Consider the following 16634-nt stretch of genomic DNA (forward strand, 5'->3'; position numbering starts at 1 on the left):
CGGGACTGCGCATGCCGGATTTATCCGATATGTCGCAATAACCCCGTTACCCATCCCGAGAGTGCGGCTAACCGGAGCGCCTCAGCCGACCTCCGCCCTCGCGGCCACCCCGGCCGGCGGCGCGGGCCGCGCGTGGACCGGCAGGCGGTACACTGCGAAGGCCCGCCCCAGCACCGGTTGCGCCACGTTGCGCACCCGCACCCCGCCGCCGGTCATCCCGTGCTCGCTGCCCATGTGCGCATGGCCGTGCACGACCAGGTCGGCGCCCGCCTCGTCCACCGCCTCGGCCAGCAGGTAGCTGCCGAGGAAGGGGTAGATCTCCAGCGGCTCCCCGGCCAGCGTCTCGGGCACCGGGGAGTAGTGCGTCAGCGCGATCCGCACGGCGCAGTCCTCCTCCCGCAGCTCCCGCAGCGAGGCGGCCAGCCCCTCCGCGCACCGCCGGGTGTACCGGACGAACTCCTTCATCTCCGGCTCGCCGAACTCGCCCCCGCTGCGTCCGGCGAACCCGCCGCCGAAGCCCTTCGTCCCGGCCACGCCCACCCGCGTCCCGCCGATCCGCACCACCGTGCCCCGGCCCTCCAGGACGGTGACGCCGACCTCCTCCAGCACGGCCGTCACCTCGTCCTGCAGGTCGCTCTGGTAGTCGTGGTTGCCCAGCACGGCCACCACCGGCACCGGGAGCCCGGCCACCTCGCGGGCCACCACGCGCGCCTCCTCGACCGTGCCGTGCCGGGTCAGGTCCCCCGCGAGCAGCAGCAGGTCGGCACAGTCGCCCAGCGTCTCGAACGCCGGCCGCAGCACGCCGGCGCTCTCGGGGGACAGGTGGATGTCACCCACGGCGGCCACCCGGATCACGACAGCTCCTCGGAGTGCGTCGGGGCGTCGGGGCAGGCCACCACCAGGTCCTCGTGCAGCGGCAGCCCCGACAGCTCCTCGCGGGCGATGCGCAGGACCTCGCTGCGGCACGCGGCGCTGGACACCGTCCCGTACAGCATCACGCTCCCGCCGCGCTCCTCGATCCGCACGCCCAGTTCCGCCACGTCCTCGCCCGCCAGCCGGTCCCGCAGGTGCGCGATGCGGTACTCGGCCGTGTCGATGCCGCTCATGGGGTCGCCTCCCTCGGTTCGATCACGTTCAGGCGCTCCAGCAGGAACAGGAACGCCTCCGGCATCGGGGCGCCCTCGTTCTCCCGCCGCAACAGGTCCCAGTCGATCCTCTCCCGCAGCACCCGCGCCAGCGGCAGCACGGCGCCGAAGTCGCAGTGGTGCTCGGAGAACGCCGCCAGCTGGCTGCCCATGAGGTCCGTCGGCGCCAGGACGGGCATGTGCACCGAGTCGACCGGCAGGATCTGCGCCCGCCCCAGCAGTTCCAGGGTGACCGGCCGGCGGGCCAGCTCGAAGATGAGGTCGATCTCCTCGCCCCGGCAGGTGGCCTTGATCAGCCAGTCCTCGGGAGGCTGACGGACCCGGATGCCCGCGTTCTGCAGTTCGCGCGTGACGGCCTCCGCGTCCTCCCGCAGTACCGCGAAGTCGGTGTCGTGCTGGAGGCTGGCCGGCACACCGTGGGCGTACGCGGCCACGCTGCCGGCCAGGGCGAACCGGTGCCCGCCGGCCTTCAGGATGCCGGCCACCTGCTTGGTGGCCTCCAGGATGGCCTGCGTGCGGTCCGGCGGCAGCGGCGGTCCGTCCGCCGGCTCGCCGGGCACCGGGGCCACGGCGAGCCGGGCGGCCTCGTCAACCTGGTTGTTCACGGTCTCCTGCCCCCTTCTTCGGAGTGAGGGCGACCGGGTACCCCGAAGGCCGGTGCTCTACCCGCCCGCGGACGATCACCTGCGGCGGGGGGCGGGCGGCGCACGCGGAACGCGACGGCGGCGGGAGGAGCGCAGGGCCGGACGGCGGCGTGCGACCCGGAGACCGGGCGCCGGCGGCGACCGGGCACCGGATGCGGGCGCGGCCCGGTCCCGGCGGACCGCCCGGTGGGAGGGACCGCCCCCGCGGGAGGAGCCGCTTCGAAGAGGCCACCCGGCCGGAGCGCGCCGTGCGACCCGGACGTCCCGCGCGCCCCGGCCCGGCCTCCGCGCACCTGTGCGCGTCCGCGCCCACCGGCCCCGGCTCGCCCACCGGCCCCCACGCGCCTGCCGGCGTCCAGGCGCGCACGCGCTCGCATCCACCGACCCCGGCTCGCCCTCCGGCCCCCACGCGCCTGCCGGCGTCCACGCGCGCACGCGTCCGCCCCCACGCGCCACATCCCGCCCACCGGCCTCCGCTCGCCCGTCCGCCTCCCGCTCCGGGCACTCGGGGACACCGACCCGGTGGACACGGCCCGGTGGGGCGGCGGCATGCTGGGGGCGTGCTTCCGATTCCCCAACAGCCCTCCGCGGCGCCCGTGATGGGCCACATGGTCGTCTGCGGCGACGACGCCCTGGCCGACCGTCTGGCGCACGAGCTGAACGACGTGTACCGGGAGCGGGTGACCCTCGTCGTCTCCGGCCGCCCCGCCGCCGTCCCGCGGGACCCCGACCGCCCCACCGCCGGCCTGGGCGGCGGCGCCCTCGCCCTGTTCGGCCGCGTCTCCGCCGCGATGACCCGCCCCGCCGCCGGGGACGGGCGCGCCACGCAGGGCGGACGCGCCGGCGGCGGGGCGGGGCGCGGGCGCACCGCCCCGTACGGCACCGACCCGTACGACACGCTCGGCGGCCAGGGACCGCGGAGGGCCGTCCACGTCGTCGAGGTGACGGAGACGGACGAGACGGCGCTCGTCGAGGCCGGTGTCGAGCGCGCCGCCGCGCTCGCCCTGGTCCACGGGGACGACGAGACCAACATCCGCACCGCCCTGCTGGCCCGCCGCCTCAACCCCCGGCTGCGCCTGGTCATCCGCATGTACAACCGCAAACTCGGCCAGCACCTGGAGCAACTCCTCGACCAGGCCGCCGCCGTCGCCGCGCCCGGCACGGACCCGGAGGTCCTGGACGCCTCCACCACCGTCCTGTCCGACGCCGACACCGCCGCGCCCGCGCTCGCCGCCACCGCCGTCGCCGGCACCAGCAAGGTCGTCCACGCGGGCGGACTACTGCTGCGGGCCGTCGAACGCACCCCGCCCCGCCCCGGCGAGGTCGCCGACCCGGGCCTGTGCACCCTCGCCCTGCTGTCGTCCACCGCCACCGACCCGGCCGGCAGCGACGGCACCGACAGCAGCGGCGACCAGGGCCCCCGGCTGCTCCCCGACGACCGCGCCGTCGCCGCCGCCACCGGACGCGGCACGGTCGCCCTGGAGGCCGTCACCTACGCCGGCCCCACGCTCCCCGCACCCCGGCTGGCCGCCCCCTGCGTGCCGTTCGCGTCGCTGTTCTCGCGCAGGCTCCGCTGGTCCCTCGTCGGGCTCGCCGGAGCCGTCGCCGCCATCGCCGTGGCGTCCTGGCTCACCGCGGACGCCCACCCGCTGCGCGCCGCGTACCTCACCCTGCTGGACATCTTCGCCATCAACGAACCCGCCCTGGAGGCGTCCGTCGAGCGCCAGGTCCTCCAACTGCTCGCCGGCCTGGTCGGGCTGCTCCTGCTGCCGATCCTCGTCGCCGGCCTCCTGGAGGCCCTGGGCACCTTCCGCACGGCCACCGCCCTGCGCCGCCCGCCGCGCGCCCTGTCCGGCCACGTCGTCCTGCTCGGCCTCGGCAAGGTCGGCACCCGCGTCCTGACCCGGCTGCGGGAGCTCGGCATCCCCGTCGTCTGCGTCGAGGCCGACCCCGAAGCACGGGGCGTCGCCACCGCGCGCCGCCTGCGCGTGCCCGTCGTCCTCGGCGACGTCACGGAGGAGGGCGTCCTGGAGACCGCGCGCATCCAGCGGGCGCGCTCCCTTCTCGCCCTGACCAGCCTCGACATCACCAACCTGGAAGCCGTCCTGCACGCCCGCTCCGTCCGCCCGGACCTGCGCGTGGTGCTGCGCCTGTACGACGACGACTTCGCGACCGCCGCGTACCGGACCCTGCGCGCCGCCCACCCCGAGGCGCTCACCCGCAGCCGCAGCGTCTCCCACCTGGCCGCCCCCGCCTTCGCCGGGGCGATGATGGGGCGCCAGATCCTGGGCGCCGTCCCCGTGGAACGGCGCGTCCTGCTGTTCGCCGCGGTCGTCGTCGCCGGCCATCCGGAGCTGGAGGGGCGCACCGTCTCCGAGGCGTTCCGGCCCGGCTCCTGGCGGGTGATCGCCCTGGACCCGAGCGCGCCCGGCGAACGGCGTGCCGACCTGGCCGCCGTGCACCACGGCCCCGAGGAGGAGCGGGCCGGGCTGGTGTGGGACCTCCACCCGGGCTACGTGCTGCGCCCCGAGGACCGCGTCGTGCTCGCCGCGACCCGCCGCGGCCTGGCCCAGCTGCTCGGCCGGGGCGGAGCGGCCACCCCCTGACGGCGGGTGCGCGGCGGGTCACTAGGGTGGCCGGGACCCGGTTCCGGCCCGGTACCGGCCGCGGTGGCCGGCGGGAGACGGAGAGGTGTGGAGGAACGGCTGTGCTGATGCTGGGGAAGATCCTGCGGTTCGACGAGGTGCGGGGCTACGGCTTCATCGTGCCGCGCGAGGGCGGCGAGGACGTCTTCATGCACGCGAACGACCTGGTGGACGACAAGTACCTCTACCAGGCGGGACGCGAGGTGGAGTTCTACCTGGAGATGGGCGACAAGGGGCCCAAGGCGTCGGAGATCCGCCTCGTGGACCGCCCCGCCGCCCGCCGCGCGCCCGCCCCCGGCGACCCGGACGACCCCGACGACGACACCCTGGACGTCCTCACCGCCGCCGAGTTCCGGACCGGGCTGACCGAGGCCCTCATCGAGGCGGACGGCACCCTGACGGCCGCCCAGCTCAAACGGGTCCGCGCCCGTGTCCTGGAGTTCGCCCGCGACCACGGCTGGGTCGAGGGGTAGGCGGCTCCCGCGGACCGGCCCGCCACCGGTCCGCGACCCGGACGCGCCCCCGCGGCCTGCGGGGGTTGCGGGCGCCGGGATCCGTGGAACACATGCCGCCGGAGACGCGGGCGCGGGACGCCGCGCGCGGGCAGGCGGAAGGACGAGGCGATGCGCGGTACACGGAAGGGCGCCGGCCGGGCCCGGTGGCGGGTGGTGGCGGCGGTCGCCGCGCTGGCGGCGGCGGCCACGGCGGCGTCGGTGTCGCCGGCGCCCGGCTCCGGCGGCGGTGCGGCCGGGGGCGAGACGGTGCGCACCGAGACGGGGTGGGTGCGGGGCGTCCGCTCCGGGGGCCACACGGTCTTCTACGGGATCCCCTACGCGGCACCGCCGACGGGCGCGTACCGCTGGGCCCCGCCGCGGCCGGCCGGCCGGTGGCCGGGGGTGCGGGACGCCACGGGACCGGGGCCGCTGTGCCCGCAGGTGCCGTCCTCGTACGCGCCGATCTCCAGCGAGGAGGAGGACTGCCTCGTCCTCAACGTGACCACGCCGCCCCGGGGCGCCCGCCGGCCGGCGCCCGTACTCGTGTGGATCCACGGCGACGGGGCGGTGGGCGGCGGCGCGTTCTTCGACGGGCGCCGCCTCGCCGCCCGCGGCCTGGCCGTGGTGACCGTCAACTACCGCCTGGGCGTCTTCGGCGGACTGGCGCTGCCCGGCCTGGACGGCGCGGGGACGTTCGGCCTGCAGGACCAGCAGGCGGCGCTGGCGTGGGTCCGGCGCAACGCCGCGGCCTTCGGCGGCGACCCGGCGAACGTGACGGTGGCGGGCGTCTCGTTCGGCGCCGCCGCCATCGCCGGGCACCTCACGGCGCCGGGGTCCCGGGGCCTGTTCGACCGGGCCGTGATGGCGAGCGGCGAGGGGGTGATGGACATGCCGGCCGGGACCATGGGCCCGGGCGTGCCGGGGTACCCGTGGTACGTCTGGCGCACCGACCGCGAGATGGAGGGGATCACCGCCGAGATGACCGCCCCGCTCGGCTGCGGCGGGCGGGATCCGGGCCGCACCCTGCGGTGCCTGAGGGCCCTGCCGGTGAAGCGCATCCTCGGGGTGCCGCACATCATGAACGCCTTCCAGGCCTTCGGGTACGGCAACCCCGTCCTGCCGGACCTGCCGCCCGACGCGCTGCGCGCCGGCCGGTTCCACCGGGTGCCCGTGCTGTCCGGTGCGACACGCGACGAGCACCGCACCTTCGTCGGGATGCTCTACGACGCGGTGGGCAGGCCGTTCACCGAGGCGGACTACCACCGGGCGCTGCGCACCGCGTTCGGCCGGGACGCCCGCCGCGTCCTGGCCGAGTACCCGGCGGGCGCCTTCCCCTCGCCCGCCCTCGCCTGGTCGACGGTGGTCACCGACCGCATGTGGGCGCGCGGCACCGAGGCCCAGCACCGCCTGCTCGGCCGCCGCGTCCCGGTGTACGCCTACGAGTTCGCCGACCGCGACACCCCGATGTTCCTGCCGCTGCCGGGCCGGTTCGACTTCGGCGCGTACCACGCGGGCGACCTGCCCTACCTCTTCGAGGACGACAAGGCGGAGCCGCTGTTCACCCCGGCGCAGCGGCGGCTGTCGGCGACGATGACCGCGTACTGGGCGGCGTTCGCCCGGTCCGGCGATCCCAACGCGCCGGGGCTGCCCAGGTGGCGTCCGTACCGGCCGGGCGACCGACCGGCGTACACCCAGTCGCTGGCGCCCGACCGGATCGGCCCGGTCGACTACCGCCGCGAGCACCGGCTGGACTTCTGGTCCGGCCTGCCCTGACCGGCCGCCCCGCGCGGGCCGCCGACCACCGCCCGGGCCCGTCCGGCCCCGGACCGGGCGGCCCCTACGGCACCCCGGGCACCGCGCCCTCGCGCAGGCCGGCCGCCAGCCGGAGCAGCCGCGCCTCGTTCCCCGACAGGCCCGCCCGGCGCAGCGCCTCGTCGGCCTCCGCCATGGGCGACGCCAGGTACATCCCCGCCAGGGGCGCGAGACCCGGGTCGGCCAGGACCGCCCGCGCGGTCTCCACCAGACGGAGGTAGGCCTGTGCCGCCGCGCGCTCGGGTGCCGTGGGGGTGGTGGTCATCTCTCGCTCCCTGTCGACGGGTCGGTGCCCCCACTCTGGCGCAGAGTACTGACACTCAGCCCGAGCCCCGTCCCCGTACGTGCTCCACCAGCCGCTCCACGAACACCCGCTGGCCGGCCACCAGCCGTTCGACGGCCTCCCGCGGCGCGCACCACTCGACCCGGTCCACCTCCGGGAACGTCCGCACCACGCCCGATCCGCGGGGCCACTCCATGGTGAACGTCCCGGGCACCACCAGCTCCGGATCCAGGTCGCCCTCCACGGCCCACACCGTGACCACCTTGCCGCCCGCCTGCCGCGCCTCCCCGAGCGGCACGGGCTCGCCGTCCGGCACGGGCAGCCCCAGCTCCTCGGTGAACTCGCGGCGGGCCGCCGCCAGCGCCGTCTCGCCTTGCGCGTACTCGCCCTTCGGCACCGTCCACGCCCCCGCGTCCCGTGCCGCCCAGTAGGGGCCGCCCATGTGCGCGACGAGAACCTCCAGCCGGCCGCCGGACGTACGGAACACCAGCAGCCCCGCGCTGCGCCTCACCGCCATGCACCCCAGTCTGCCCGCCCGCCCCGGCCGCGCCGCGCTACCGTCGGCCGGTATGGGACAGGACCACCCCGACAGCCCCGCCCCTCCCGGCGGCCCCCGCACCCCCGCCACCCGGGAGGCCCGGACGACCCCGGTTTCCCGGCGCGCACGGCCCCGCGGGCACCGTCGCTCGGCCGCCTCGACGCGGCCGTGGTCCGCTGCCGCGCCTGCCCGCGCCTGGTCGAGTGGCGCGAGCGGGTCGGCCGCGAGGGACGCCGTGCGTACACCGGGTGGGAGTACTGGGCCCGCCCCGTCCCCGGCTTCGGCCCGGACGACGCGGCGCTGCTCGTCGTCGGCCTCGCCCCCGCGGCGCACGGCGGCAACCGCACGGGCCGCATGTTCACCGGCGACCGCTCCGGCGACGTGCTGTACGCCGCGCTGCACCGCCTCGGTCTGGCCAGCAGGGCCGAGGCGGCCTCCCGCGACGACGGACTGCGCCTGGCCGGGGTGCGGGTCACCGCCCCCGTCCACTGCGCGCCGCCCGGCAACCGGCCCACCCCCGGGGAGCGCGACGCCTGCCGCCCCTGGCTGGTCCGGGAGCTGGACCTGCTGCGGCCCACCGTCCGCGCCCTGGTCGCCCTGGGGGCCTTCGGCTGGCAGGCGGCCCTCCCGGCGCTCGCCGCGGCGGGCTGGGAGGTGCCGCGCCCGAGGCCCCGGTTCGCCCACGGCGCCCGGGTGCGGCTCCCCGCGACCGGCGGCGGGCCGGACCTGGAGCTGTTCGGCTGCTACCACGTGAGCCAGCGCAACACCTTCACCGGCCTGCTGACCCCGGACATGCTGACGGACGTGCTGGACGCCGCCGCCCGCGCCGCCGGGCTCACCACGGCCGTACCGTGACCCCGGCCCCCGGGCGGCGCGCCGGGGCCGGCCGCGGCGCCCGGGGGCCGGGGCGGAGGCGGTGCGGGTACGGCGCGGGGGCGCGGCCCCGCCCCGGCGCCCGCCCGGCGCGGCCGCGCGAGCCGCGCCGGGACCTTCCTCCCGCCCGGCGCGGCCGGAGGGAAGGAATCCGGCACAACCCCCTCCGGTGATGAAATCCGGCCGAAACGGATTCGCCGGGTCGGCCCCCGGGTACCCGGCCACCGCCATGCACCGAGGGAAGGAGAGGGCCGCCATGAGGGCCGTCACCTGGCACGGAAAGCGCGACGTCCGCGTGGAGGACGTCCCGGACCCGCGCATCGAGCAGCCCACGGACGCGGTCGTGCGCGTCACCTCCACCGGGTTGTGCGGGTCCGACCTCCACCTCTACGAGGTGTTCGGGCCCTTCATGACCCCCGGTGACGTCCTGGGCCACGAACCCATGGGCATCGTCGAGGAGGTCGGCCCCGAGGTGCCGGACCTCCGCCCCGGCGACCGCGTCGTGATCCCCTTCCAGATCGCCTGCGGCCACTGCTGGATGTGCGTCCGCGGCCTGCCCACCCAGTGCGAGACGACCCAGGTCTCCGAGGAGGGCTCGGGCGCCGCCCTGTTCGGCTACTCCCGGCTCTACGGCTCCGTGCCCGGCGGCCAGGCCGAGTACCTGCGGGTCCCGCAGGCGCAGTACGGGCCGATCAAAGTCCCCGAGGGCCCGCCGGACGACCGGTTCCTGTACCTCTCCGACGTGCTGCCGACCGCCTGGCAGGCCGTCCGGTACGCCGACGTGCCGCGCGGCGGGTCCCTCGCCGTCCTCGGCCTCGGCCCGATCGGGGAGATGTGCTGCCGCGTCGCCCTCCACCAGGGCGTGGAGCGGGTCATCGGCGTCGACCTCGTGCCGGAGCGCCTCGACCGCGCCCGCGCGCGCGGCGTGGAGGTCTTCGACCTCACCGCGCACAAGGGGCAGGACGAACTGGTGGCCGCCGTCCGGGAGGCCACCGGCGGGCGCGGCCCGGACGCCGTCGTCGACGCCGTCGGCACCGAGGCCCACGGCAGCCCGATCGCCAAGGCGCAGCAGCAGGTCGCCGGGCTCCTCCCGCGCCCGTGGGCGGCCCGGCTCCACGAGAAGGCCGGCACCGACCGGCTCGCCGCGCTGTACCTCGCCATCGACCTCGTACGGCGCGGCGGCACCGTCTCCCTCAGCGGCGTCTACGGCGGGGCCGCCGACCCGATGCCCATGCTCACCCTCTTCGACAAGCAGGTCCAGCTGCGCATGGGGCAGGCCAACGTCCGCCGCTGGGTCGACGACATCCTGCCCCTCCTCACCGACGACGACCCCCTCGGCGTGGACACCTTCGCCACCCACCACCTGCCGCTCTCCGACGCGCCGCACGCGTACCGGATGTTCCAGCGCAAGGAGGACGGCGTCGGCAAGGTCGTCATGAGGCCCTGAGCGGGGCGCCGCAGACGTCCCGTCAGCACCCGGCGGCGTCCCGCCACAGCTGCGGCAGCGCGGGCCCCCCCGGTTCCGGCCGGAACAGCACGATCCGCACCGTACGCGGCGCGAACAGCGCGGTCAGCGGCCTGGTCAGGGACAGCACCGGACGGAACACCGCGCCGACCTCGGGATCGCCGGCCCGCCGCTGCACCCGGTCCAGGTACCAGCCGACGGGCCGGTCCGGGAGCGTGGCGCGAGCCGCGTTCCCGACCGCGCCCGGCATCCTCTTGTCGGCACCCGCCGAGATGTCCCACGCCTGCCGCGAGGCCCGCAGCAGCGCCCGCTGCACGCGCAGCGTCGTCGGCGTGCGCCGCCGGTCCGCGAGGGCGTCGCGCAGGGCGACCGCGGTCATCGCGGCGGTCGACATGCCCTGCCCGTAGATGGGGTTGACGGTGCACAGGGCGTCACCGGTGGCGAGGAAGCCCGCCGGACGGCGGCCCGGCCGGTCGTAGCGGCGCCGGACGTTCGCGGTGGCGCGGAAGCCGTACACCGGCGAGACCGGCTCGGCCTTGGCCATCCAGTCGCGCAGCACCGGATGCGGCAGCCGCGCCGCGTACTCCTCGAACGCCGCCCCGTCGCCGGGGGTTCCTGACCGCGCAGACCGGACAGCGTGACGAGGAACCGGCCGTCCTCCATGGGCAGAGCCACTCCGCTGTACGGCTGTCCCGGGTGCGGGATCACGAAGTAGCCGCCCGCGTCGGTGTCGTCGCCGTGCCGGTCGTTCCGGTAGACCCGGGTCGCGTAGGCGAGGCCCGTGTCGATGGTCTCCTCGTGCGGCGGTTCCGCGCCCAGCGCGGCCAGCCACCGCGACGCCCGCGTTCCCCGGCCCGAGGCGTCCACCACCAGGTCGGCGGCGATCGGGCGCGGTTCGGCGCCGGGCCCGGCGCCGCGCCCGCGGACCAGCACACCCCGCACCCGCGCCGCGTCCCCGGACAGGCCCACCGCCTCCGTGCCCTGCACGGCCGTGATCCGCGGGTCGGCCAGGACCCGGCGCCGCACCACCTGCTCGACCATCGGCCGGGACGCGGTGATGATGTGGACGGCGGCGTCGGTACGCCGGTGCCAGCTCCCGGCCTCCCACTGCACCACGTCCTCGGGCATCCCCAGGCGCGGCGCGCCGCCGGCCAGCAACTCCTCCACCACGCCCGGCAGCAGGCTCTCCATGGCGTGCTGGCCGCCCTCCAGCAGCGCGTGCAGGTGCCGCCCCTGCGGCACGCCCGCGCGGGGCTCCGTCCCCGCGGGGTACCGGTCCCGCTCCACCACGGTCACCCGCTCGGCGTGGTCGGCCAGCACCCGCGCCGCGAGGAGTCCCGCGATGCTGCCGCCGATCACCACCGCGTGGCGCGCCCCGCCCGCCGGTCCCGCGCAGCCGCCCGACTCGTCGGTCATGTCAGCCCCCTCACGTCGGCATCCTCATCCCCGGCAGTATCCACGCCGGCTCGCCGTGGACCACCGTGCCGGGCCGGAAGGGCCGGACCGGAGGTGCCCGGTGCGGCGGACCCGGACCGCGGCGCGCCGCGCGGAGGGGGTTACCGCCGGCGGTCGAGGGCGTCCAGGCCCTCCAGCGCCTCCGTCAGCCACGCCACCCAGAACCGCTCCAGTTCGATCCCGCCCCGCAGGACCAGGTGCCGCAGCCGGTCCGCCTCCGCGTCCCGCTCCGGAGGGAACTGCCGCCGTTCCATCTCCAGGTACTCGTCCAGCTGCACCCGGTGCAGCTCCAGGTGGCGGCGCAGTTCGTCCGCCACGCCCTCCGCGCCGACCACGGCGGCGGCGCGCAGCCGCAGCAGCAGCGCGCTGCGGATCGGCTTCGGATCCTCGGTACGCCGCGTCCAGTCGGCCAGCTCCGCCCGGCCGGCGGGCAGCACCTCGTACTCCCTCCGCTGCCCGCGTGCCGGGGGCGCCGGGGCGGGCAGGGCCCGGATCAGCCCGGCCTGTTCCAGCTTTCCCAACTCGCGGTAGATCTGCTGGTGGGTGGCCGACCAGAAGTAGCCGATCGACCGGTCGAAGCGCCGGGTCAGCTCGAGACCCGAGGACGGCTTCTCCAGCAGGGCGGTGAGGATCGCGTGCGGGAGTGACATGCCCGCATCGTATGCGGGCCCTCGCGGACCCGGTCGGCCCCCGGCGTCCCGCGCCCGGCGCCGAACGCCCGGCCGGGCCGCTCGGCGCGGGAGCGGACCGGCCGCGCCCGGCGTCGAGCGGCCCGCCGCCGGGCCGGGACGCCGCTACGGGGCGTCCGCGCCCCGGCCGGCCGCGTGCGCGATGGCGTCGACGCTGACGCGGCGGCCGCCGGCGAGGGTGACGACCGCGGCGGTGCGCGCGGGCGGGGCCGTCGGGAAGACCTCCGCGAAAACGGAGTTGAGCACGGCGAGGTCGGCCGGGTCGCCGTAGAGGACGGTGACCTTGACCACCAGGTCCAGGCGGCTGCCCGCCGCGTCGAGGACCCGGGCGAGGTTGGCGAAGGCCTGGCGGCACTCCGCCTCGAAGGGCCCCTCGGGGACGCCGCCGGTCCGGGGGTCCACTCCGGTCTGGGCCGAGACGAAGACGAGGTCGCCGGCGCGCACGGCCGGGGAGTAGGGCCCGAGGGCCTGGATCCCGGGGCCGGTGACGGGCTGTATGGGCATGGCGGGGTTTCCGTGTTCCTGTTCGGGGGGGTGAGGCCGGACGGCTCAGTTCCAGAGCGTCGCCAGCCAGTCGGGGTCGGCGTTGCCGCCGCTGACCACGGCGACGCGCGGCAGTTCCGCGGGGAGGAGGTCGCCGTGGAACAGGTGGCCCGCGGTGGTGACGGCTCCGGAGGCCTCGGCCACCAGGTGGGCGCGGGTGGCGAGGAAGCGCGCCGACTCGAGGATCTCCTCCTCGGTGACCGTGATGATGTCGTCCACGTACGCGCGGATGTGCTCCCAGTTCAGCCGGCCGAGCGCGGGGGTGCGCAGGCCGTCGGCGACGGTGCGTCCGGTCCGGGCCGCGGTCCAGTGGCTGATCCGCCCGGTCCGCACGCTCTCGGCGGCGTCACCGGCGAGCGCGGGTTCCACGCCGATGACCCGACTGCCGGGGCGGCCCTGCTTCACCGCCGCCGCGACGCCGGAGACGAGTCCGCCGCCGCCGACCGGGACCAGGACGGTGAGGTCGCCCGGGAGGTCCTCGAGGATCTCCCGGCCGACGGTCCCCTGGCCGGCGATGACGTGCGGGTCGTCGAAAGGCGGGACCAGGGTGTAGCCGTGCTCGGCGGCCAGCTCGTGGGCCTTGTCGCGGTACAGCTCCGGCGCCGTGGTCAGCACCTCCGCGCCCAGCGCGCGGGTGGCGTCGATCTTCACCCGGGCCGCGGTGTCCGGCATGACGACCACGGCGGAGGTGCCGAAGGCCCGGGCGGACCAGGACACCGCCTGGGCGTGGTTGCCGCTGGAGTGGGTGACGACGCCCCGTGCGCGCTCGGCGTCCGTCATCGAGGCGATCCGGTGGTAGGCGCCGCGGATCTTGAAGGCTCCGGTGGTCTGGAGGTTCTCCGGTTTGAGCCAGAGGGGGTGCCCCGTGCCGGGCACCGGCAGCAGCGGGGTGCGGACGACGCGGCCCGCGACGTCGGCGCAGGCACGGTCCAGATCGGCCGGGGAGACGAGCGTCATGGCGGGGCCCTCCAGGGGCGGTCGGCGGGAGTCGGGATCCGGGCGGGGCCCGGTCAGGACCACTGGTCGTGGGCGAGCTTACCGACCGTGGCCAGGACCGCCAGGACGAGCACGGTCCGGACGAGGGCGTCCCCGTGGCGCAGCGTCAGGCGGGCGCCGAGGGCGGAGCCGGCGGTGTTCGCCAGGCCGAGCAGGGCGATCAGCGGCCAGCTGGTGGGTCCGGCGGAGAGCAGGACGGCCGCGCCGCCGAGGTTCATGCAGCACTGGATGGCCTTCGCCGTGCCGAGGGAGTCGACCAGGGAGCGGCGCAGGACGCGTTGGTGGGCCAGGAGCAGGAAACTCCCCGTCGCGGGGCCGACGACGCCGTCGTACAGGCCGATCGCCCCGGAGGCGGCGGTGAGCGGCAGGCGGGTCCGGCGTCCGGGGGCGGGTGCCGGACCCGCCTGGGCCGTCCGGGCGAGCCTGCCCGAGACGACCAGCCACAGGACGGCGACCAGGACCGCGATGACGACCGGCCGGAGGGTCTGGACGGACAGGCTCGCGGCGACCAGGGCGCCGGCCACCGCGCCGGCCACGGCCACCGTGCCGGACCAGGCCAGCAGCCGGACGTCGACGCGGGTGCCGGGGTTGCGCCGCCAGTACACGGCCGCCGAGGAGAGGTTGCCCAGGGCGGACACGGCCTTGTTGACGCCCAGCGGGGTGGCGGTGCCGAACCCCGGGAGCACGGCGAGCAGGAAGGGGAGCTGGACGAGGCCGCCGCCGCCCACGATCGCGTCGATCACTCCGGCGAGCAGCGCGACCAGCGTGAGCAGCGCCACCGACTCGCCCGTCAGGTCCAGGAACATGTGCACGGTCCTCGTCCTCCGGGGCGGGTGCACGGGCCCGCGCCCTGCCGGCGGCGTTCGCGTCTGCGCCGGCAGGGCGCGGGTCGGGGGTTACGCGCTGATCGGAGCGGCGATCTGGACCCGCTTGAGGTGCCGGTCCGGGTCGTCGAACGCGTTGCGGGAGTGCAGCATGCGCCAGTTGTCCCAGACGATCATGTCGCGCTCCTCGTACTCCACGGCGACGTGGCTCTCGTCGTAGATCTCCTTGCCGCGTTCCAGCAGCCGCGCCGCCAGCTCGTCGCCCTCGGGCACGACCAGGTTGTTGTAGGAGAAGCGGAAGACGCGTTCGCCGTCGACCTCCTCCAGCACCGGGTGCTCGGCGTGGTGGTGGACGCCGCGGCGGGCGAGGCCCGCCGTCGACTTCCACGCGTAGGTGGTGTCGTGGAAGTGCCGCAGCTCCTCCTCGGTGAACTCGCGGAGGATGCGGTCGCCGTCGAGCATGGTCGTCTCGCCGCCGAGCCCCGACGCCGGCTTGACGCACCACAGGGCCATGTAACGCGGCGGGGTGCCCCGGAACTCGTAGCCCTCGGTGTGCGGCACGAGCGGACGGCGGTTCTGCGCGTGGTAGGTGTCGTCCATGTCGGGTTCCGGCTTCAGGTCCCCGATCACGGTGCCCGTGGGGGTGGGCTGGAAATCCCCCAGTTCCTTCAGGAACGCCACGTGGTCGAAGCTGTCCGGGACGTTGACGATCTTGACGTAGCCGTTGTTCCCGAGGAGTTGGCGGAATGCGTACTTCAGGACGCTGTCGGGCAGCAGGTCGTCGTTGACGTCAAAGCAGGAAAGGACACTGTCAGGCGACTTGGCCATTACTACTTCCTCCGTTTTGCGGAATGGAGTTGTTCCGCTCGGTGTCCATCGTTGTCGTTGATGGAACACAAATCCAGGTTTCGGGCCGTCGACCGTCGGACTGTCCGTTTGTCACCACAGAAACAGTCCGTGCGGATCTGCCCAAAAAGGGCGTAAGGGGAATCGCGGGTCAGGCGAACTCGGCGTATCCCAGGCGCAGCACCATCACGGCGACCACGCTCAGCAGCACGACGCGGACGAAGCCGCTGCCCCGCGACATGGTCATCCGCGCGCCGACGATCGCGCCGGCCACGTTGAACAGGGACATCCCGAGGCCCAGCAGCCACAGCACGTGCCCCTGGCTCGCGAACACCAGCAGGGCGCCGAGGTTGGTGCCCACGTTGATGGTCTTCACCGTGGAGAGCGCCCTGATGAACTCCAGGGACAGCACGGTGGTGAAGGCCATGATGAGGAAGGTGCCCGTGCCGGGCCCGACCAGGCCGTCGTAGAACCCGATCCCCCCGCCGGCCAGCAGGACCACGAGGGCGACCCCGCGGCGCCGCGGCGCCTGGCGCGCGGCGTCCGGTCCCTCGCCGGCGGTACCGGTCACGCCGAACTGCGGGCGCAGCAGCACGAAGACGGCCACCGCCACCAGCAGGACGAGGATGACCGGGCGGAGGAAGTCGGACGAGACCGCGGTGGCGACGATCGCCCCGCCCGCCGAGCCCGCGACGGCCGCGCCGCCCCCGATGACGGCCACCTTCACGGAGATCGGGTGCTTGCGCCGGTAGGTGACGGCCGCGGCGAGGGTGCCCAGCGTGGCGGCGAGCTTGTTGGTGCCCAGCACCGAGGCCACCGGCAGCGAGCCCCCGGCGAGCAGCAGCGCGGGAAGCTGCAGCAGTCCGCCGCCGCCCACCACCGCGTCTATCCAGCCGGCCATCGCGGCGACGGCGAGGAGGGCGAGAACGACTTGCCAGTCCATGAGTTACGTGATCCCTCGGGGATAGGACCGCCCCTGAGCGGGCGGCCAGGTGGCGAAACCCGGAAAAGGCGGTTGCCGGCGTCCGCGGTGAATGCCGGCGATCACTCAGGGAACCGTTACTCCCCAACCGGTGTCCACGCGCGCGAAGCCCCAGCCGGTGTCCTCCAGAGCGCGTTCCCGTGCCGGGGACGCGGCGGCGCCGGCCGACTCGTTCGCGTGCTGCGCGGCGACGAGAACGGCGAACGCGAGGTAACGAGCGGGGCGGTGTTGTGCGAACATCAGTGAATCCTTCAGAATGAGACGAGTATCACCCGGGTGCCAGCCGAGAGCTTTCGTTCTCGATTCTTGCCGCAGGATGGGGCGGAACAAGAGGTTTCCCGATGCATGTTTTCGACTGGCGTAATACGACGAGTGGTCAAATCATCGCCACCCCGGCGAT

At 75.7% G+C, this 16634-nt stretch carries 17 protein-coding genes and 1 pseudogene; 5 read left to right on the plus strand and 13 right to left on the minus strand.

Annotation, left to right across the window (positions count from 1 at the left end):
* Positions 1 to 81: 81 nt before the first annotated feature.
* The 3 genes from LUW75_RS23195 to LUW75_RS23205 are packed head-to-tail and all read right to left on the minus strand — an operon-like array spanning position 82 to position 1750.
* Positions 82 to 855: a metallophosphoesterase family protein gene (locus LUW75_RS23195; protein WP_250337343.1), complete on the minus strand. Its 774-nt coding sequence runs from the start codon at positions 853 to 855 to the stop codon at positions 82 to 84.
* Positions 852 to 1106, minus strand: coding sequence for a hypothetical protein (locus LUW75_RS23200; RefSeq protein ID WP_250337344.1), 255 nt, complete (start codon positions 1104 to 1106; stop codon positions 852 to 854). Before LUW75_RS23200 ends, LUW75_RS23195 begins: the two co-directional genes overlap by 4 nt.
* On the minus strand, positions 1103 to 1750 hold the full coding sequence (locus tag LUW75_RS23205) for a nucleotidyltransferase family protein (RefSeq protein ID WP_250337345.1): 648 nt from the start codon (positions 1748 to 1750) through the stop codon (positions 1103 to 1105). The genes LUW75_RS23200 and LUW75_RS23205 overlap by 4 nt, the downstream gene beginning before the upstream one ends.
* Before the next feature lie 647 nt (positions 1751 to 2397).
* Between LUW75_RS23205 and LUW75_RS23210 the strand changes: the two genes are divergently transcribed.
* The 3 genes from LUW75_RS23210 to LUW75_RS23220 all read left to right on the plus strand — a co-directional run bounded on the left by LUW75_RS23210 (position 2398) and on the right by LUW75_RS23220 (position 6701).
* Complete coding sequence (locus tag LUW75_RS23210) at positions 2398 to 4395, plus strand: NAD-binding protein (protein ID WP_250337776.1); 1998 nt, start codon at positions 2398 to 2400, stop codon at positions 4393 to 4395.
* 101 nt (positions 4396 to 4496) lie between these two features.
* Complete coding sequence (locus LUW75_RS23215) at positions 4497 to 4907, plus strand: cold-shock protein (protein WP_250337346.1); 411 nt, start codon at positions 4497 to 4499, stop codon at positions 4905 to 4907.
* A gap of 150 nt (positions 4908 to 5057) precedes the next feature.
* Positions 5058 to 6701 carry a carboxylesterase/lipase family protein gene (locus LUW75_RS23220; protein WP_250337347.1) on the plus strand — a complete coding sequence of 548 codons (1644 nt, stop codon included), beginning with the start codon at positions 5058 to 5060 and terminating at the stop codon, positions 6699 to 6701.
* 64 nt (positions 6702 to 6765) lie between these two features.
* Here LUW75_RS23220 and LUW75_RS23225 read toward each other — a convergent pair whose 3' ends face one another.
* Both LUW75_RS23225 and LUW75_RS23230 read right to left on the minus strand, forming a co-directional pair.
* Positions 6766 to 7005, minus strand: a complete 240-nt coding sequence (locus LUW75_RS23225) for a hypothetical protein (protein ID WP_250337348.1) — start codon at positions 7003 to 7005, stop codon at positions 6766 to 6768.
* 55 nt (positions 7006 to 7060) lie between these two features.
* Positions 7061 to 7540 carry an NUDIX hydrolase gene (locus tag LUW75_RS23230; RefSeq protein ID WP_250337349.1) on the minus strand — a complete coding sequence of 160 codons (480 nt, stop codon included), beginning with the start codon at positions 7538 to 7540 and terminating at the stop codon, positions 7061 to 7063.
* A 189-nt stretch (positions 7541 to 7729) separates the two neighbouring features.
* Between LUW75_RS23230 and LUW75_RS23235 the strand changes: the two genes are divergently transcribed.
* Positions 7730 to 8416 (plus strand): uracil-DNA glycosylase, encoded by a 687-nt coding sequence (locus LUW75_RS23235; RefSeq protein WP_250337350.1) that lies wholly within the window; start codon positions 7730 to 7732, stop codon positions 8414 to 8416.
* Between the two features lie 274 nt (positions 8417 to 8690).
* Entirely contained in the window at positions 8691 to 9881 is a 1191-nt protein-coding gene (locus LUW75_RS23240; RefSeq protein WP_250337351.1) for a zinc-dependent alcohol dehydrogenase, read from the plus strand.
* A gap of 22 nt (positions 9882 to 9903) precedes the next feature.
* Here the strand turns inward: LUW75_RS23240 and LUW75_RS23245 are convergent.
* The 8 genes and pseudogenes from LUW75_RS23245 to LUW75_RS23280 form a co-directional block, all read right to left on the minus strand.
* Positions 9904 to 11315, minus strand: a pseudogene (locus tag LUW75_RS23245) (FAD-dependent oxidoreductase).
* A 140-nt stretch (positions 11316 to 11455) separates the two neighbouring features.
* Positions 11456 to 12004, minus strand: coding sequence for a PadR family transcriptional regulator (locus tag LUW75_RS23250; RefSeq protein WP_250337352.1), 549 nt, complete (start codon positions 12002 to 12004; stop codon positions 11456 to 11458).
* A 144-nt stretch (positions 12005 to 12148) separates the two neighbouring features.
* A complete protein-coding gene (locus LUW75_RS23255) occupies positions 12149 to 12547 on the minus strand; it encodes a RidA family protein (protein WP_250337353.1) in 399 nt (132 codons plus the stop codon).
* A gap of 45 nt (positions 12548 to 12592) precedes the next feature.
* On the minus strand, positions 12593 to 13543 hold the full coding sequence (locus LUW75_RS23260) for a threonine ammonia-lyase (protein ID WP_250337354.1): 951 nt from the start codon (positions 13541 to 13543) through the stop codon (positions 12593 to 12595).
* 53 nt (positions 13544 to 13596) lie between these two features.
* Positions 13597 to 14388 carry a sulfite exporter TauE/SafE family protein gene (locus LUW75_RS23265; RefSeq protein WP_250337777.1) on the minus strand — a complete coding sequence of 264 codons (792 nt, stop codon included), beginning with the start codon at positions 14386 to 14388 and terminating at the stop codon, positions 13597 to 13599.
* A 90-nt stretch (positions 14389 to 14478) separates the two neighbouring features.
* Entirely contained in the window at positions 14479 to 15234 is a 756-nt protein-coding gene (locus tag LUW75_RS23270; protein ID WP_250337355.1) for a TauD/TfdA family dioxygenase, read from the minus strand.
* 169 nt (positions 15235 to 15403) lie between these two features.
* A complete protein-coding gene (locus tag LUW75_RS23275) occupies positions 15404 to 16195 on the minus strand; it encodes a TSUP family transporter (RefSeq protein WP_250337356.1) in 792 nt (263 codons plus the stop codon).
* 105 nt (positions 16196 to 16300) lie between these two features.
* Positions 16301 to 16474 (minus strand): hypothetical protein, encoded by a 174-nt coding sequence (locus tag LUW75_RS23280; RefSeq protein ID WP_250337357.1) that lies wholly within the window; start codon positions 16472 to 16474, stop codon positions 16301 to 16303.
* Positions 16475 to 16634: the final 160 nt, after the last annotated feature.

It is taken from the genome of Streptomyces sp. MRC013, assembly GCF_023614235.1.
Classification (GTDB): domain Bacteria; phylum Actinomycetota; class Actinomycetes; order Streptomycetales; family Streptomycetaceae; genus Streptomyces.

Excerpts from the sequence above, each read along its gene's own strand:
- LUW75_RS23210 (WP_250337776.1), top strand. The coding sequence starts at position 2,398 with ATGGTCGTCTGCGGCGACGACGCCCTGGCCGACCGTCTGGCGCACGAG.
- LUW75_RS23255 (WP_250337353.1), bottom strand. The coding sequence starts at position 12,547 with ATGCCCATACAGCCCGTCACCGGCCCCGGGATCCAGGCCCTCGGGCCC.
- LUW75_RS23200 (WP_250337344.1), bottom strand. The coding sequence starts at position 1,106 with ATGAGCGGCATCGACACGGCCGAGTACCGCATCGCGCACCTGCGGGAC.
- LUW75_RS23240 (WP_250337351.1), top strand. The coding sequence starts at position 8,691 with ATGAGGGCCGTCACCTGGCACGGAAAGCGCGACGTCCGCGTGGAGGAC.
- LUW75_RS23265 (WP_250337777.1), bottom strand. The coding sequence starts at position 14,388 with ATGTTCCTGGACCTGACGGGCGAGTCGGTGGCGCTGCTCACGCTGGTC.
- LUW75_RS23280 (WP_250337357.1), bottom strand. The coding sequence starts at position 16,474 with ATGTTCGCACAACACCGCCCCGCTCGTTACCTCGCGTTCGCCGTTCTC.
- LUW75_RS23230 (WP_250337349.1), bottom strand. The coding sequence starts at position 7,540 with ATGGCGGTGAGGCGCAGCGCGGGGCTGCTGGTGTTCCGTACGTCCGGC.
- LUW75_RS23220 (WP_250337347.1), top strand. The coding sequence starts at position 5,058 with ATGCGCGGTACACGGAAGGGCGCCGGCCGGGCCCGGTGGCGGGTGGTG.
- LUW75_RS23260 (WP_250337354.1), bottom strand. The coding sequence starts at position 13,543 with ATGACGCTCGTCTCCCCGGCCGATCTGGACCGTGCCTGCGCCGACGTC.
- LUW75_RS23275 (WP_250337356.1), bottom strand. The coding sequence starts at position 16,195 with ATGGACTGGCAAGTCGTTCTCGCCCTCCTCGCCGTCGCCGCGATGGCC.
- LUW75_RS23250 (WP_250337352.1), bottom strand. The coding sequence starts at position 12,004 with ATGTCACTCCCGCACGCGATCCTCACCGCCCTGCTGGAGAAGCCGTCC.
- LUW75_RS23225 (WP_250337348.1), bottom strand. The coding sequence starts at position 7,005 with ATGACCACCACCCCCACGGCACCCGAGCGCGCGGCGGCACAGGCCTAC.
- LUW75_RS23270 (WP_250337355.1), bottom strand. The coding sequence starts at position 15,234 with ATGGCCAAGTCGCCTGACAGTGTCCTTTCCTGCTTTGACGTCAACGAC.